This is a genomic window from Nocardia sp. NPDC046473 (assembly GCF_040645995.1).
GTDB lineage: Bacteria > Actinomycetota > Actinomycetes > Mycobacteriales > Mycobacteriaceae > Nocardia.
The window spans coordinates 206,832-223,637 of sequence record NZ_JBEYZJ010000002.1 but is presented as its reverse complement, the minus strand read 5'-3'; the positions used below and the strand labels follow the sequence as shown (position 1 = coordinate 223,637).

The following is a 16,806-nucleotide window of genomic DNA, read 5'->3' as shown; positions in this document are numbered from 1 at the left end:
ACGAAACCCAGGCAGAGCGACTGAAGGCACCCGCCCTCAACGCCCTGGCGGGCTGTCATCCGAACGCTATTGACCGTGTGCCGCAGATGCGTAGAGATCTGCGGCCATGTTTCGGCCTGCCAGCGCGCGCCCCGAGGCCCACCGCCGCTCACAGCGGGCATACGCGACTGCTCCGCCGCGCACGCCCTACTCCACTGATCCCACCGAGCCCCCGTACCTCTCACAGACACTCAAAGGTATGCCCGGTCTGCGGGTTGCCTCGGGGCGGACGCTGAGAGCGCGTAAGCGCTTGGTGGGCCGGGGGTCAGCGAGCGCGGGCGAGTTGGCGGCGGCGGGTGCCGACTACTCGGCTGACGAGGTAGATCAGGAACGAGATCGTGGTGACGAACGTCGAGACCGGAACGCCGGGCGCGAGCGATAGCAGGATGCCGCCTACTGCGGCGATTTCGGCGAAGACGACCGCGAGCACGGTGGCGCGCACCGGGTTTGCGGTCAGTTGTGCGGCCGCGGCGGCGGGCGTGATCAACAGGGCGAGCACCAGTAGCGCGCCGACGATCTGTACCCCGAAGGCCGCGGTGATGCCGAGCAGTACGGCGAACACGATCGACAGCGCGCGCACCGGAACGCCCCGTGCCACCGCTACTTCCGGATCGGAGCTGGCGAACAGCAACGGCCGGTAGACGATCGCGAGGACCGCGAGTACGCCGACGGTGCAGGCCGCGAGCAGCGTGATGCCGTTGTTGCCCACGCTGACCACCTGTCCGGTGAGCAGCGAGAACTTCGAGCCCGCCCGATCCGGGCCGAGCCACAGGAACAGCACGGACAAGCCGAGCCCGAACGACAACACCACCGCGATCACCGAATCGCGTTCGCGGGCACGCGTTCCCAGCAACCCGAAGAGCACCGCCGCGACCACCGACCCGGCGATGGCACCCACGCCGACGCCGATCCCGGCGAGCAGTGCCGCGGCCGCGCCGGTCAGCGACAGCTCGCTGGTGCCGTGTACCGCGAACGACATCTGCCTGCTGATGATCAGTGGCCCGATCACCCCGGACAGCAGCCCGAGCAGCGCGGCGGCGAGCACCGCCTGCTGTACGAAGTCGTAGGAGAGCAGATTCGCGGTGGTGCCGAAGTCGAGCATCTTGCCGAGCACGTCGGACAGCTTGTCGATCACGAGCGGACCACGCTCGAATCCTGTTCGGGCACTGCGACTGCCGGGACGTCGACGCCCGCATCGCCATGGCAGTGCGCTCCGGCCGTACCGAGCGCGTCCATCGTGTCCCCGGTCCCGACGACCACCAGCCGCCCGCGCACCCGCAGCACATCGACCTCGGTCTGATACAGCTCCGACAGCACCGCGGAGGTCATCACCTCTTCCGGCGTGCCGATCCGGAACTTGCCGTCCACCAGGTACAACACCCGATCCACCAGCGGCAGAATCGGATTGATCTCATGCGTCACGAAAAGCACTGCGGTGTCATGGGTTCGCCTGCGCTTGTCGATCAGCTCCGCCACCAATCGCTGATTCGCCAGGTCGAGGCTGAGCAGTGGTTCGTCGCAGAGCAGCACCTTCGGATCGCCGACCAGCGCCTGCGCCACCCGCAGCCGCTGCTGCTCGCCGCCGGACATGGTCTCCAGCGGCGCGTGCGCGAACCGCTCCGCCCCGACGTCGGCGATCGCGGCCGCGACCCTGCGCCTGCGGTCGGCCCGCGCCCGGAGCCCGAGACCCCAGCGGTGGCCGTCGTAGCCAAGCCCGACCAGGTCGACACCGCGCAGCTGCACCCCGGCGTCGATCGTCTTCTGTTGCGGCACATAGCCGATGTCGGGGTTACCGGTCCGCGCGGGCGCGCCCGCGACCCGTGCGGTGCCCGCGCTCAGCCCGAGCTGGCCGAGCAGCACCTTCAGCAACGAGGTCTTGCCGGATCCGTTGGGTCCGAGCACGGCGACGAATTCGCCCTGTGCCACTTCGAGATCCAACTCCTGCCAGAGCGTCCGGTCGCCGAACGCCAACCGCGCCCCGTCGAGCCGGACCGCCGCAGTGCCGTTCGAAAGTGCTTGCCGCCGCGCCTGTTCGGTGTGTTCAACCACCGCGACCCCCTGGTTTGTCACGGTGCTCAACTCAACGCCGCGCTCAGTGCCTGAGCATTCTTGGTCTGCCACTGCAGGTAATCCATTCCGGCGGGCAGGGTTTCGGTCACCTCGACGACCTTCAGCCCGCTCGACTGCGCCACCGTCCGGAGGTCCTTGGTGATCTTGTCCTGGGTCTGCACGTTGTAGACCAGTGCGCGAACCTGCTTGCCGGTCAACAGCTCCCGGGTCGCGGCAACCGCGGCGGGCGCCGGATCGGTCTCCTGCTCGATCGCCTCCTGGAACTCGTGCGGCGTCCGATCCTCGACACCGGCGGCGAGCAGCAGGTAGTGCGCCAGCGGTTCGGTCTGCAGCACCGGCGTTTTCGGGTGCTCGGCGGCCAGCTTGCCCGCGATCGCGGTGATCCCGGCCAGCCCGCTCTTGAAGGTGGCGGCGCGCTCGGTGAAGCCGCTCGCGGCGGCGGGGGCCAGCTCGCCGAGGCTGCCCGCGATCCGGTCCGCGACCGCGGCGACGGTGCTCATGTCGTAGAAGACGTGCTCGTTCTGGTCGCTCTTATTCGGGCGGGCTTCGAACGCGTCGACAGTGCGCTTGTTCCGCCCCGCCACCGCCTTCTCGGCGAACTCGTCGTAGCCGCCGCCGTTGAAGACGACCAGGTCGGCGTCGCGCAGCTTGGCCGACTCGACGGCCGAGGTCTCGTGCGAGTGCGGGTCGGCGGACGGGTCGCTGATGATCGACTCGACCGTGGCGTCCGGTCCGGCGATCGTCGCGGCGATATCGCCCCAGACGTTGGTGGAGGCGATGACGGTCGGCTTACCCGAATCCTTCGAATCGCTGCCGCAGGCGGTCAGCGAGAGTGCGGCGACAACCCCCACGGCGACACCGGCGAACCGTATGGCAATGCTTGTCTTCACGCGGGGGCACTCCTGTGACGCTCAACAGCTGGTGACGCACTCGAGCGGGTGACACTACGCAGCTTAATGGAAATGGTTTCTGTTTCACTTTAGCAACTGCGCGCCGCCGAGACGAGTCCGGGCCCGCCGACCGGGACGCGCACTTGCGCGGCCGTCGACGGGCCCGGGAGAACCGAGATGGATCGGTTTAGACGAGCACCCCCACCGACTGACCGAGCAACTGCGCGCAACGCAGCAGGCCGAGGTGGCTGTACGCCTGCGGATGATTGCCGAGCGAGCGTTCGGCCACCGGGTCGTACTCCTCGCTGAGCAGGCCGGTCGGTCCCGCCACATCCACCAGCTGAGCGAACAGCGCCTCGGCGTCCGAGCGCTTGCCGATCAGCAGGTACGCCTCGACCAGCCAGGCCGCGCAGAGGTGGAAGCCACCCTCGCCGCCGGGCAGGCCATCGTCGTGGTGGTACCGGTACACCGTTGAGCCGCTGCGCAATTCGGCCTCGGTCGCGACGACGGTCGCGGCGAAGCGCGGATCGGACGGATCGATAAGTCCGCTCAGCCCGATGTGCAGGGTGGCCGCGTCCAGGTCGGTGCCGTCGTAGGCCGCGGTGAACGACTGGACCTCGTCGTTCCAGCCCTTGGACTTCACCTCGTCGGCGATGGTGTCACGCAGCATCGCCCAGGCCGGATCGACCTCACGCGCGAACTTCTGCGCCAGGGTCAGCGCCCGGTCGACGGTCAGCCAGCCCATCACCTTCGAGTACACGTGATGGCGCGGGTTGCCGCGGATCTCCCAGATGCCGTGGTCGGGTTCCTGCCAGCGCCGCTGCACTGCGGAAACCATGGCGCGCACCAGTTCCCAGTCCGCGTCCGGCAGTGCCGCGGCCGGATCGGTGATGCCCTGGATCTCCCGCGCGTGCGACAGGCTCGCGATCAGATCGACGATCGGACCGAACACGTCCAGCTGCACCTGCATGTTGGCCGCGTTGCCGACCCGGACCGGGCGCGAACCCGCGTAACCGGGCAGCTGATCGATCACGGCCTCGGGCGGCAGCGTCTCGCCGTACAGCGTGTACAGCGGGTGCAGCCGCTCCGGCCCCGGCAGCGTCTCGAGCACCTGATGCACCCAGCCGAGGAAGGCCTCGGCCTCGCCCAGCGACCCGAGCGAAACCAGCGCCTGCGCGGTGAGCGACGCGTCGCGCAGCCAGCAGTAGCGGTAGTCCCAGTTGCGCACGCCGCCAATGTCTTCCGGCAGCGACGTGGTGGCCGCGGCTAGGATGGAACCGGACGGCGCGTGCACCAGCCCGCGCAGGGTGAGTGCCGAGCGCTTCATCAGATCCGGCTTCAGCGGCGGCAGCTGCAACGTGCCCGCCCACTGCGACCAGTAGCCCTCGGCCAGCCGTCGCCGCTCCAGCTCGTCGGTCTTGGCCGGCTTGAGATCGGAGGTGCCACAACGCATTTCCAGCACGATCGGACCCTTGGACGGGTCGACAACGGCGCGCGCGGAATCGTGCGTGCCGTCGCTGAGGATCTCCCAGGACAGTCCGGGGGAGCGCAACACCATCGGATCGTTGGTGCCGAGCACCCGCAGCCCGTTCTCGGTCGCCTCGATGCTCACCGGCACCTGGCCGAATTCCGGTCGCGGCGCGAACGTCACGACGGCCTTGGCGTCACCGGTGATCACCCGGGTCAGGTCGGTGCGGGTCGCGGGCACGTCGTGCGGCAGGTAGTCCACCACTTGCAGCTTGGCCCAACGGGTTTCGACCGTCATGGTGCTGTCGATGTAGCGCTGCGAGAGCGGCAGACCCGGTCGCTCCGGCTCGATGGTGAAGTGCCCGGCCTGCGGTCCGCCGAGCAGATGCGCGAACACCGCGGCCGAATCCGGCTCCGGATGACAGAACCAGGTGACCGTCGCGTCCGGCGTCAGCAGCGCCACCGAGCGCGGGCTGGCCAGCATGGTCAGCCGCTCGATCCGGGGCGCGCTCGCGCCGGCCAGCCAGGTGCGCCGCTCCTCGAGCAGGAACGCGAGCGCGCACGACACGGCCTCGGTGCTGTCGACCCGGTGCTTGGCCTGGCTGTCACCCTCGCCGACCTTGATGCCGAGGTCGGGACCGGACAAGACGCGAAAGGCCTTCTCGTCGGTCACGTCGTCACCGAAGAACACCGCGGCGGACGCGGCGGCCTGATGCCGGATGGTGTCGAGTGCGGTGCCCTTGTCGGTCTGCACCACGGCCAGTTCGATGACGGCCTTGCCCTCGGTCACCTGCACGCCGAACCACAGCGCCGGACCCTGCCGGACGCTGGTGAGGGCCCGGTGTCCGATCTCCGGGCTCGCGTTGCGCACGTGCAGCGCGACGCTGGCCGGTTTGATCTCGACGGTGACACCCGGGTTTTCCGACGCGACCTGGGTCAGCGCGGTCTGCACCTCTTGGAGCAGTTGTTTGGCGTCATTGTCGATGGCATGCACGAAACCCACATCGAATTCCGAGCCATGGCTACCGATCAGTTGTACTTCGACCGGAAGTCGCGACAGTGCCGCGAGATCCCGCAGTGCGCGGCCGGAAATGACCGCGGCGGTGGTACCGGTGAGTCCGGCGAGCGCGCGTAACGCACTCACCGATTCCCGGTGTGGAAAGGCCTTCGCCGGGTCGGAAACGATGGGCGCAAGCGTCCCGTCATAGTCCGAGGCAACCAACAGTCTCGGCACTCGCGCGACTGTCGACAGTGCACGACGAAGTTCCAGTGGCAGATCCTGTGCGCTCACGCATCCAACCTAGTGATCGGAGGAGTTTTTTCATGGGCGGGCAGAACAATACTGGGTTAGATTTGCCGCACCGACGCCCGCCGCTATGCGTGCGCTGTGTCTAATTTTCCGCCCGTTCGCATCGGAGTGCGCGGCGACCGCCCGAACTCGGGTCCGAGCGGCCACAACTGGTCACTTCTTCGCGTGCGCTGCGATCATGTCGATGTGCGATGGGTAGTGCACGGGCCCCGCAAAACTCGCGCTACCCGGCTGCGCCGAGCAGCGGGCCGCGGACGCGAATTCTGTGCGCCCGGCCCGCCTTCGGCTCGAATGTGATCTTCCGCACGAACCCGGCATCCGCCCAGGATTTGCCGGGTATGCGCTGGCTGTCCGGATCTAGGAGCGGTCGCCGAGCAGCAGATCGACGGTGAGCTCGAGCCGCTCGGTCACATCGGTCGCCGAGGCGCGCCGGGTCAGCCAGGCGACCAGGTTCGACAGCCACACATCGCTGATCACCCTGGCGATGGCCAGCTGACGTTCGTCGGGTTCGCCGTCGTTCATGGCGCGGGCGAATACCCGATCCATCACCTTGCCGACCCGATCGACCTCGGCGGCCGCGGACGCGTCAGCGAACATGAACGCGCGCGTCATCGCCTCGGTGAGCAGCGGGTCGCGCTGCATCATCCGGGTGATCTGCTGCAGCAGCAGGTGCATGCGCTCCTGCGGCGACTGTCCGGCAAGCGGCTTGCGCTTGCCTTCGATCTGCTCGAATTCCCGAGACAGCGCGGACACCAACAGGTGCACCTTCGAGGGGAAATACCGGTACAACGTCCCGACTGCGACATCGGCGCGTTCGGCCACGGCACGCATCTGCACCGCGTCGTAGCCGCCCTTCGAGGCCAGCGCCAGCGTCGCGTCCAGAATCCGCTTACGCCGTTCCCGCTGCGCGGCCGAACTCAGCTCGTCCTCGCTGAGCGTCGTGACCGTCGCGGTAGCCGGTGCCGCAGTGGAGTCGGCCGGCTGCGATCGGGAGGGACTGGCCATCGGTGAGAGTCCTTTCCGGAGACGTCGTTGGTGTAACTGGCCCGAGTATCGGCTCGGCGGTCGTCTCTTGACTTCCGCACAGCTAGGATATTAGAACATGTTCTAGGTGTGGGAGTCACGCCGGGAAGGCGGTACGGAGTGTGACCATCGCCACCACTGACGAGCATAAAGCCGTCCAGGAGTCGATGCGTGGGTGGGCCGGATCGGTGCGTCCAATTGCAACAATGCGAATCGATCAGAGCGCCTTCTGGCGCGCGTATTGGCCCGGTCTCGCCGATCTCGGCATCTTCCGGGTCGCCGTGACCGAGGACTCGGGCGGGGCGGGCGGCTCGGTCGCCGATCTCGCCGTGCTGGTCGAGCAGGCCGCGCACGATCTGGTCGGCGGGCCGGTGCTGGCAACGGCGCTGGCCAATCTGATCACGGCGGGTCGGCTCGATGAGCAGCTGCCGTGCGGGGTTGCGCTCGACTTTGTTGTCGGTTCGCAGGTCAGCGTACCGGGCGCGGATGGCGAGTTGTCGCTCACCGGTTCTTGGGATTCGGTGGTCGGCGCGGCACCGGAAACCGCTGTGCTGCTACCGGTTTCCGCCCCGGACGGGCAGCGCTGGGTCTTGCTGCCGCCGGACACCGAAGGGGTTCGGGTCGAATCGCTTTCGCCGCTCGACCTGAGCACGCCGCTTGCTGGCGTGCATTGCGCCGCCGTGCGAGTACCGGCCGATCAGATCTTCGCCTCGCCGCACCCGGTCGAGGATCTGGTCGTGGTGCTGGCCGCCGCCGAACTGGCCGGTCTTGCGGGCTGGTGCCTGGAAACCGCGGTCGAATACGCAAAGGTCCGTGAGCAATTCGGCCGCAAGATCGGCTCGTTCCAGGCCGTCAAGCACATCTGCGCCTGGATGCTGTGCCGGACCGAGTTGATCCGTGCCGTCGCGGCCGACGCCGCGGCCGCCGTGGACGAGGGCGGCGCGGAGCTGCCCATCGCGGCCGCGATTGCCGCCGCCATCGCGCTGGACGCCGCGGTCGAGACCGCGAAGGACTGCATTCAGGTGCTCGGCGGCATCGGCTTCACCTGGGAGCACGACGCGCATCTGTACCTGCGCCGGGCGGTGGCCCTGCGCCAGCTGCTCGGCGGCTCGGCGCGCTGGCGGGCCAGGGTGACCGAACTGACCCGCGCGGGTCAGCGCCGCACCACCGGCGCCGACCGGGTCTTCGCCGCCGAAGGCGTTGCGGCCGTGGACGGCAGCAGCGCCGACGAGGTGGCGGCGGAGGTGGCGCGGATCGCCGCGCTGCCCGCCGACCAGCAGCGCGGGGCGTTGGTCGATGCCGGTCTGGCCATGCCGCACTGGCCGCACCCGTACGGTCGCGGTGCGGATCCGATGACCGGCCTGCTGATTTCCGAAGAGCTGCGTCGCGCCGGACTCACCGCGCCCGACTTGGCGATCGGCGGCTGGGCCGTTCCCACGCTGCTGCAGCACGGCACTCAGGAGCAGATCGAACGCTTCGCCTGGCCGACCCTGCGCGGTGAGGTCGTGTGGTGCCAGCTGTTCAGCGAGCCCGGCGCCGGGTCCGACCTGGCCGCGTTGCGCACCACCGCCAAGAAGGTGGACGGCGGCTGGGTGCTGAACGGGCAGAAGGTGTGGACCTCGTTGGGTGACAAGGCGAACTGGGCGATCTGCCTGGCGCGCACCGATCCCGAGGCGCCGAAACACCGCGGCATCAGCTACTTCCTGGTCGACATGCACAGCGCCGGACTGGAAGTGCGTCCGCTGGTGCAGATCACCGGCGAGGCGCGGTTCAGCGAGGTGTTCCTCGACGACGTCTTCGTCCCGGATGACGGCGTGGTCGGCGCACTGAACAACGGCTGGAAGATCGCTAGATCGACGCTGTCGACCGAGCGGGTGGCGATGGGCGGCAACGGTATCGGGCCGGTGCTCGACGAGCTGATCGCGAAATCGCCCGCCGCTGGACCCGGCGCGGAATTGGTGAACGACCGCCTTGGCGGATTCGTCGCCGATGCGATTGCAGGTTTACTGCTCGAGCAGCGCGCCGCCGTAAAAATGTTGGCAGGCGCCGATCCTGGTGCGCAGAGCAGCGTGCGCAAACTCGTCGGGGTCCGGCATCGGCAGGCGGTCGCGGAATTCGCCGTCGAGACGGCAGGTCCCGCCGGTGCGCAGGACACTGAAGTGGTAAAAGAATTCCTGCTCACACGCTGTTTATCGATTGCAGGCGGCACCGAACAAATCCTGCTGACCGTTGCCGGTGAGCGGATTCTCGGCCTACCGCGCGACACGGACAGCTAGCGACGAGTCGACTGGAGATACAAGCATGGATTTCACCAGGGACGAGGGCCAGGACGCGGTGGCCGAGGTCGTCGTGAGTTTATTGGAGCGGGAACCGGCCCGTGATTACGCGTTGTGGCCGAGCCTGGTCGACAGCGGGCTGCTCTCGGTCGCGGTGCCGGAGCGTTTCGGCGGTGACGGCATGGGCCTGCCCGAGGTATCGGTGTTGCTGACCGAGTTGGCGACCGACGCCGTCGCGGTGCCCGCGCTGCCGACGCTGGGCTTCGGGTTGCTGCCGCTGCTGTCGCTGCTGCCGGACAGCCTGGCCGAGCGGGTGTTTCCCGAGGTGGCCAAGGGCGCGATCATCACCGCCGCACTGAGCGAGCCGACCGCGCCGTTCGCGGTCAAGCCGGAGACGGCGGCCGTCGCCGACGGCGACTCGGTGCGGATCACCGGCCACAAGATCGCCGTACCGTACGCGGAGGAGGCTCGGTGGCTGCTGGTCCCGACCAATTCCGGTATCGCGCTGATAGATTCGGATGCCAAGGGTTTGATCCGGGTACCGTCGCCGGTCTCCGGTGACATCCCGGAATGCACGCTGCGGCTGGACCGGGTGCAGATCCCGGCCGCGCAGCTACTACCCGGTGGGCTGGCCGACCTGCACCGACTAGCCCTGGCGTCGATCGGTTCCGTCGCCGACGGACTGCTCAAGGGCGCGCTGGTAATGACCGCCGAACACCTGCGGACCAGGCGCCAATTCGGCAGGCCGCTGGCCGAATTCCAAGCCGTCGCCCAGCAGATCGCCGATCTGTATGTCGTCTCGCGCACCCTGCACGTCGCCGCGGTATCGGCGAATTGGGCGCTGGCGCAGGACGATTCCAGCCAGGAGCATCAGGCGCGGATCGACGACGACCTCGACGTCCTCGCCTACAGCGTGGCCGCTGACCTACCCGCCGCCATGCAGAAGTGTCATCACCTGCACGGCGGTCTCGGCGTCGACATCACTCACCCGATGCACCGCTACTACTCACAGGCCAAGGACATCGCTCGCTGGCTCGGCGGCGCATCGTTCCGACTCGATCGACTGGGGGCCAGATGTTCATCGATCTGACCGCCGAGCAGCGGCAGCTGCGCGGCGAATTACGTTCGTACTTCGCGGATCTCGTGACACCGGACGAGGAAGCCGCGATGGCGGTGAACCGGCACGGCGACGCCTACCGCGAGGTGGTGCGCCGGATGGGCCGCGACGGCTGGCTCGGCGTCGGCTGGCCCAAGCAGTACGGCGGGCAGGGCTTCGGCCCCGTCGAGCAGCAGATCTTCTACAACGAGGCGGTGCGCGCGGACGTTCCGCTGCCACTGGTCACGCTGTTGACGGTCGGCCCGACGCTGCAGCAGTTCGGCACCGACGCGCAGAAGAAGCAGTTCTTGCCCGGAATCCTTTCCGGCGATGTGCATTTCGCGATCGGCTACTCCGAGCCGGAGGCGGGCACCGACCTGGCCTCGCTGCGCACCTCAGCCGTGCGCGACGACTCCGGTGACTGGATTGTCAACGGGCAGAAGATCTTCACCACCGGCGCGCACGAGGCCGACTACGTCTGGCTGGCCTGCCGCACCGGAACGGTCGAGTCGCGACACCGCGGCATCACCATCCTGATCGTGGACACCACCGATCCCGGCTACTCCTGGACGCCGATCATCACCTGCGACGGTGCGCATCACACCAACGCCACCTATTTCGACGATGTCAGGGTGCCCGCCGACATGATGGTCGGCGAGGAGAACGGCGGCTGGCGGCTGATCACCACCCAGCTCAACCACGAGCGGGTCGGCCTCGGCCCGTCCGGCAAGATCGAGCAGCTCTACGACCGGGTGCGCGACTGGGCGCAGCCGCGTGGCGTGCTCGGCGAGATCGATGTGCGCCGCTCGCTGGGCCGCATCCACGCCATGGTCCGGTTGAACGAGCTGTTGAACTGGCAGGTCGCCGCGACCGTCGACGGCGACCAGTCCAGCGTCATCGCGGACGCCTCCGCCACCAAGGTCTTCTCCACTGAATCGCTGCAGGAGGCGGGCCGGCTGGCCGAGGAGATCGTCGGCCGCTACGGCGATCCCGCCGAGGCGGGCACCGCCGAGCTGCTCACCTGGCTGGACCGGCGGACCAAGCAGAACCTGGTGGTGACCTTCGGCGGCGGCATCAACGAGGTGATGCGCGAATTGGTCGCCACGGCCGGTCTGCAGCTGCCGCGAGTACCCAGATAGCCATCGCCAGTGCTAGTCGAGAAGGAGCCGCGCGTGCCGGAAACCACCAGTCCGGAAGCGATTGTCGCCGAGGCCGAACGGATCAAGGCGGTCGGTGATTGCACGCCGCGTCTCGCGCGTGATCCGGTGAACCAGCCGATGATCAACAACTGGGTCGAGGCGTTGGGTGACACCAATCCCATCTACGTCGACGAGGCGGCCGCCAAGGCCGCCGGCCATCCGGGCATCGTCGCGCCGCCCGCCATGGCCCAGGTGTGGACCATGTTCGGGCTCAACGGCGTTCGCCCACTGGATGATCCGATGGGCGAGGCGACCGAGCTGCTCGATGCCGCCGGGTACACCTCGGTCGTCGCCACGGACTGTCAGCAGACCTATCACCGGTATCTGAATGTCGGCGAGCAGGTGTCGGCGACCAGCAGGTTGTCCGATATCCGCGGGCCGAAGCGGACGGCGCTGGGGGAGGGCTGGTTCGTCACCTTCCTGACCAGCTGGCACGTCGGTGACGAGCTGGTCGCCGAAATGCTGTTCCGGCTACTGAAATTCGCACCGGGCACCGCCGCACCGCAGACCCCGGCCAGCGAGCGGGTCAAGCCGCTGGTGTCCTGGGACACCGAATTCTTCTGGGAGGGTACGAAAGCGGGCGAGCTGCGCATCCAAAAGCTGCCCGACGGTTCGCTGCGGCACCCGCCGATCCCGGCCCTGTGGAAGGACAAGTCGGAGCAGACCGACTACGTGGTCGCCTCAGGCCGCGGCACCGTATTCAGCTACGTCGTGCACCACGCGCCGAAAGTGCCAGGGCGGCAACTGCCGTTCGTGGTCGCGCTGGTCGAATTGGAGGAAGGGGTGCGCATGCTCGGCGAACTGCGCGGGATAGATCCTGCGGAAGTGCAAGTGGGGCTGCCCGTTCGGGTGGACTTCGAGAAGCTCGACGACGACGCGACGCTGCCGGTCTGGCAGGTGATCGTATGACGACGACCACTGTGCCGACCTCTGTGCAGGTCGGTACCGTGCTGCCCGAGCTGGTGATCCTTGCCGATCCGACCTTCGTGGTCAGTACGGCCTTGGCCACCAGGGACTTTCAGGACGTGCACCACGACAGGGACAAGGCGGTCGCCCGCGGTTCCAAGGACATCTTCGTCAACATCCTCACCGACACCGGCCTCATCCAGCGTTTCGTCACCGATTGGGCCGGGCCGCGCGCGGTGCTGAAGTCGATCTCGCTGCGTCTCGGCGTGCCGCTGTACGCCAATGACACGCTCACCCTGACCGGCGCCGTCACCGCCATCGACGGCGGCGACATCCACATCGACGTGGTCGGCAAGGACAGCCTCGGCGACCACGTCACGGCGAAAGCCGTTATCGCTTATCGGAGTTCGAATGAGTGAGCAGGCCCACCCGTCGCCCGACCGCCACCCCTCAGCGATACCGAGTATCTCGGGCCGCGCGGCCATCGTCGGCATCGGCGCCACCGACTTCTCCAAGGACTCCGGCCGCAGCGAATTGCGTCTGGCCGCCGAGGCGGTCACCGCGGCGCTGGCCGACGCGGGCCTGACGCCCGACGACGTCGACGGCCTGACCACCTTCACCATGGACACCAACACCCAGGCCGCCGTGGCCAGGGCGGTCGGCATCCCGCAGCTGAAGTTCTTCAGTCACATCGGGTATGGCGGTGGCGCGGCCTGCGCCACCATCCAGCAGGCCGCCATGGCGGTGGCCACCGGCGTCGCCGAGGTGGTCGTCGCTTACCGGGCTTTCAACGAGCGTTCGGTGTCCCGGTTCGGGCAGTTCTCCACCGCGCTCGCGTCCGCCCCCACCTCGTCGGGGATCGACGCGGGCTGGTCCTACCCGCAGGGGCTCGGCACGCCCGCCGCGCAGGTCGCCATGGTGGCCAGGCGCTACATGCACGTATACGGCGCCACCAGTGCGGATTTCGGTCGCGTTGCGGTCGCAGACCGCAAGCACGCCGCGGTGAACCCGGAGGCATTCTTCTACGGCAAGCCGATCACCCTGGAAGACCACCAGAATTCGCGGTGGATCGCCGAGCCGCTGCACCTGCTCGACTGCTGCCAGGAGTCCGACGGTGGTGTCGCCATCGTGGTCACCAGTGCCGAACGCGCCCGCGACCTGCCGCAGCGTCCCGCGGTGATCACCGCCGCCGCACAGGGTTCCGGCGCCGATCAGTACGTGATGACCAGCTACTACCGTGACGCGATGTCCGGTCTGCCGGAGATGGGGCTGGTCGGCGACCAGCTGTGGGCCCAAAGTGGTTTGCGCCCTGACGATATGCAGGCCGCAATCCTCTACGACCACTTCACCCCGTTCGTCCTCATGCAGCTGGAAGAGCTCGGTTTCTGTGGTCGCGGCGAGGCCAAGGACTTCATCGCCGACGGCGCCATCGAGGTCGGCGGCAGACTGCCGCTGAACACACACGGCGGACAGCTCGGTGAGGCCTACATCCATGGGATGAACGGAATCGCCGAGGCGGTACGTCAGATTCGCGGCACCTCGGTGAACCCGGTGGCGAACCTGGAGAACATCGTGGTGACCGCGGGTACCGGCGTACCGACCTCGGGTCTGGTGCTCAGCGCCAACTGAGCGCTAGCGCAGCGGTGCGCCCGGCTGATCGTGCGTCGAGCAGTGGATGCCACCACCGCCGGCGGCGATCTCATCGATCGGGACCGGGACGATGTCGCGGCCCGGCAGGTGATCCCGCAGGATGCCCTGCGCACGATCGTCGGCCCGCCGGTCGCCGAATTCCGGCAGGAACACCGCGCCGTTGGCGATATAGAAGTTCGCGTAGCTGGACACGAACTCATCGCCCCGGCCGGTGATCCGATCGGGGTCGGGCTGCGGCAGGTCGACGACCTCCAGCTTGCGTCCGCGCGCATCGGTGGACTGCGCGAGTACCTGCCGCGCCTGTTCGCTCGACCGCGACCACGAATCGGCGGGCGAACCGGGAAACGCGGTGTCCAGCAAGACAACTCCGGGCGCCACGTAACGCGCCAGGCAGTCGATGTGGGCATCGGTGATGTCCGCGCCGCGCACGCCCGCGCACCAGATCACCTTCTCGATGCCGAGGGTCTGCTTCAGCTCGGCCTCGAGCTGGTCGCGGCTCTTGCCGGGATTGCGGTTGTCGTTGACGATCGAGCTCTCGGTGACGAGCAGCGTGCCCTCGCCGTCGGTCTCCAGTGCGCCGCCCTCCGCGATGAAGGGGGCCTGGTGGCGGGAAATTCCATAGCGCGACAGCAGTTTCCGGCCGAGCGGGCCGTCGTTGCCGTGCCCCTGCTTGTTGCCCCAGCCGTTGAAGCCGAGGTCGACGCCGACCACCTTGCCCGCTTGCTCGACGAAGACCGGGATGGTGTCGCGGGCCCAAAGGTCGTCCACCGCAAGTGAAATCACCTGGACGCCACTGCCGCAGGCCCGCTGCGCCGCGTCGCGTTGATCGTCCCCGGCCAGCATAACTACCTGCTCGTACTCGGCGATGTCGCGGGCGAGTCCCGCGATGTCCTTGCGGACGTCGCCGAGGTACTGCCCCCAGATCGCCGCCTGGGCGGGCCAGGACATGAAGGTGCGCGCATGGCTCTCCCATTCGGCGCCGAACCGACCGCCGGGCCCCGCGGGGGCCGGCTCGGGGGTGCTGGGATCGCCCGGGGTGGACGGCTCGGCCGAGCCGCATGCCGACACGCCTGCGGCGAGCAGGCCGGCGAGGACGCTGAAGGCAGATCGGCGGGACATGTGGTTCTCCATCACGGGCTCCGATAGTCGACGATCCTGATTGTAGATCCTGACTAAAATTTCAGTCAGGAATTCACGGTACCATTGACGCCATGTCTCGTCGTGATTCGATCCTGGAGTCGGCCGCCCGCGTGGTCGCCCAGCGCGGTATCCGTGGCCTACGGGTGGAGGAGCTGGCCGAAGCGGCCGGCGTCTCCACCTCGCTGATCTACTACCACTTCAAGGACCGGGCGGGCCTGCTCGCGCAGACCCTGGACTTCATCAGCACCCGGGCCGAGCGCTACACCGAATCCGACGTCGACGCCGTCGCCGACCCGCTCGGCCACCTCGAACAATTGCTGCTGCTCGAGCTGCAGGACACCCCGCTGGTCATCGAGAACAGCACCGCGTGGGGCGAGTCCCGCGCCACCGCCGTCTTCCAGCCGGAGCTGCGCGACCAACTTCGCGCCGCCACCGTGCGCTGGACCGACTGCCTGAGCGCGCTGATCCACAGCGCCCAGGATCGGGGCGCCGTCCCCGCCGATATCGCAGCCGCCGATGCCGCCGAACGACTCACCGCACTGGTCGAGGGGGTGAGCATGCGCTGGCTCAGCGGCACCCTCGAGCTCGCCCGAGCCCGCGAATTGGTGCGCGGCGCAATCGCTCTCGAACTAGGCGCGCGACGGTAAGTTCGAATTGGCATCATCGCCGCACGTGAGGAGCCCCATGACCGCTCGGCACCTGGTCGACGTCCACGTCCTGCTCATCCGCGACGGCCGCCTGCTGCTCAGCAAGCGCCGCAGCGACGACGAATTCGACAGTCTCTGGCACCTGCCCGCGGGCAAACTCGAGGCAGGCGAATCCGCCACCGCCGCAGCGGCCCGCGAGGCAAACGAAGAAACCGGCGTCGAGATAAACCCCGCCGACCTGCGCCACATCCACACCTCCCACGTGGTCGGCTCCGGCCGTGACCCGCGCCTGGGCCTGTTCTTCGAGGCCCGCCACTGGACCGGCAACCCCACCAACCGTGAACCCGATAAATGCCACGAACTCCGCTGGTTTCCCCTCGATGCCCTCCCCGACGACATCATCGCCTACCCCGCCGCGGGCATCCGCGCCCACTTCACCGGCGCCACCTACAGCGAACGTGGCTGGTACGCCGCACCACGGAAGTAGATCGTCAGCAACGTGGTGAGTTGGCGGACGCTGGCGGGGGTGCCGGGCACGAGATCCGCTCGGCTGCCTGCGAATCGATCGAAGACCGCGCCTTCGAGCAGGGCGATGAAGTCGGCGGCGGCCGTCGTGGGATCAGGAACATCCATGGTGTGGAACAGTTCTCGGGCGCGCTCGGTAGAGAACAAGCTGCGCGCCAACCGAGTACGCAGATCGGCGTCTGGCAACAGCTCGAGGATGAGGGCGTGCCTGGCGATCAGATGATTGCGTCGTTCGGCGAGTAAGCGATCCAGCCAGGTGGCGATGCCGCGTGCGGCGGTGCCGGGATCAATGGGGCCAGGCTTGGGGAGTTGAGCGGCGAAGAAGTCCGCGCGGGAACGGGTCGTGATCCGGTCGACGATCGCCTCGACGAGCGCGCGCTTCGTGCGGAAGTAGTACGACGCCGAGCCTGCGGGGAGGTCGAGCGCGGTATCGAGGGCGCGGTGGGTGAGCGCTCGAAGGCCCTGGGTGGCAATCAGATCGATCGCGGCGTCGACGATCAGCACGCGCCGGTCGGTTGTGGACATCGTCACCTTTCCTGGTCTCGCTTCGGCGATCCCTCTACAAATGT

Annotated in this window: 15 protein-coding genes; 8 read left to right on the top strand and 7 right to left on the bottom strand. The window is 68.0% G+C overall.

What is annotated here, in order from left to right; genetic code table 11:
- Window positions 1-304 precede the first annotated feature (304 nt).
- From ABZ942_RS06545 to kstR, 5 genes are all read right to left on the bottom strand, one after another.
- Complete coding sequence (locus ABZ942_RS06545; protein WP_357379722.1) at window positions 305-1,174, bottom strand: metal ABC transporter permease; 870 nt, start codon at window positions 1,172-1,174, stop codon at window positions 305-307.
- On the bottom strand, window positions 1,171-2,088 hold the full coding sequence (locus ABZ942_RS06540) for a metal ABC transporter ATP-binding protein (RefSeq protein ID WP_357379721.1): 918 nt from the start codon (window positions 2,086-2,088) through the stop codon (window positions 1,171-1,173). The genes ABZ942_RS06545 and ABZ942_RS06540 overlap by 4 nt, the downstream gene beginning before the upstream one ends.
- A 26-nt stretch (window positions 2,089-2,114) precedes the next feature.
- Complete coding sequence (locus tag ABZ942_RS06535; RefSeq protein WP_357379720.1) at window positions 2,115-2,999, bottom strand: zinc ABC transporter substrate-binding protein; 885 nt, start codon at window positions 2,997-2,999, stop codon at window positions 2,115-2,117.
- Between the two features lie 187 nt (window positions 3,000-3,186).
- A complete protein-coding gene (gene otsB, locus ABZ942_RS06530; protein WP_357379719.1) occupies window positions 3,187-5,757 on the bottom strand; it encodes a trehalose-phosphatase in 2,571 nt (856 codons plus the stop codon).
- A gap of 375 nt (window positions 5,758-6,132) precedes the next feature.
- Entirely contained in the window at window positions 6,133-6,780 is a 648-nt protein-coding gene (gene kstR, locus ABZ942_RS06525; protein ID WP_357379718.1) for a cholesterol catabolism transcriptional regulator KstR, read from the bottom strand.
- Between the two features lie 140 nt (window positions 6,781-6,920).
- Here kstR and ABZ942_RS06520 point away from each other — a divergent pair, with 140 nt between their 5' ends.
- Genes ABZ942_RS06520 through ABZ942_RS06495 form a run of 6 tightly spaced genes read left to right on the top strand, consistent with a single transcriptional unit; the run spans window position 6,921 to window position 13,904 of the window.
- Window positions 6,921-9,074 carry an acyl-CoA dehydrogenase gene (locus ABZ942_RS06520; RefSeq protein WP_357379717.1) on the top strand — a complete coding sequence of 718 codons (2,154 nt, stop codon included), beginning with the start codon at window positions 6,921-6,923 and terminating at the stop codon, window positions 9,072-9,074.
- A 25-nt stretch (window positions 9,075-9,099) separates the two neighbouring features.
- Entirely contained in the window at window positions 9,100-10,164 is a 1,065-nt protein-coding gene (locus tag ABZ942_RS06515) for an acyl-CoA dehydrogenase family protein (RefSeq protein ID WP_357379716.1), read from the top strand.
- Window positions 10,149-11,309, top strand: a complete 1,161-nt coding sequence (locus ABZ942_RS06510) for an acyl-CoA dehydrogenase family protein (protein ID WP_357379715.1) — start codon at window positions 10,149-10,151, stop codon at window positions 11,307-11,309. The genes ABZ942_RS06515 and ABZ942_RS06510 overlap by 16 nt, the downstream gene beginning before the upstream one ends.
- 60 nt (window positions 11,310-11,369) lie before the next feature.
- Window positions 11,370-12,278, top strand: a complete 909-nt coding sequence (locus ABZ942_RS06505) for an OB-fold domain-containing protein (protein WP_357380338.1) — start codon at window positions 11,370-11,372, stop codon at window positions 12,276-12,278.
- A complete protein-coding gene (locus ABZ942_RS06500; protein WP_357379714.1) occupies window positions 12,275-12,694 on the top strand; it encodes a MaoC family dehydratase in 420 nt (139 codons plus the stop codon). Before ABZ942_RS06505 ends, ABZ942_RS06500 begins: the two co-directional genes overlap by 4 nt.
- A gap of 37 nt (window positions 12,695-12,731) precedes the next feature.
- Window positions 12,732-13,904, top strand: coding sequence for a lipid-transfer protein (locus tag ABZ942_RS06495; RefSeq protein ID WP_357380337.1), 1,173 nt, complete (start codon window positions 12,732-12,734; stop codon window positions 13,902-13,904).
- A 3-nt stretch (window positions 13,905-13,907) separates the two neighbouring features.
- Here the strand turns inward: ABZ942_RS06495 and ABZ942_RS06490 are convergent, their stop codons facing one another.
- Entirely contained in the window at window positions 13,908-15,044 is a 1,137-nt protein-coding gene (locus tag ABZ942_RS06490; protein ID WP_357379713.1) for an agmatine deiminase family protein, read from the bottom strand.
- A gap of 92 nt (window positions 15,045-15,136) precedes the next feature.
- Between ABZ942_RS06490 and ABZ942_RS06485 the strand changes: the two genes are divergently transcribed.
- The gene (locus ABZ942_RS06485; protein WP_357379712.1) at window positions 15,137-15,712 is read left to right on the top strand and encodes a helix-turn-helix domain-containing protein; all 576 of its coding nucleotides are present in this window, start codon (window positions 15,137-15,139) and stop codon (window positions 15,710-15,712) included.
- A 37-nt stretch (window positions 15,713-15,749) separates the two neighbouring features.
- Complete coding sequence (locus ABZ942_RS06480; RefSeq protein ID WP_357379711.1) at window positions 15,750-16,199, top strand: NUDIX domain-containing protein; 450 nt, start codon at window positions 15,750-15,752, stop codon at window positions 16,197-16,199.
- On the opposite strand, the gene ABZ942_RS06475 is transcribed toward ABZ942_RS06480, so the two are convergent.
- Complete coding sequence (locus tag ABZ942_RS06475; RefSeq protein ID WP_357379710.1) at window positions 16,160-16,762, bottom strand: TetR family transcriptional regulator; 603 nt, start codon at window positions 16,760-16,762, stop codon at window positions 16,160-16,162. The genes ABZ942_RS06480 and ABZ942_RS06475 overlap by 40 nt on opposite strands.
- Between the last annotated feature and the right edge of the window lie 44 nt (window positions 16,763-16,806).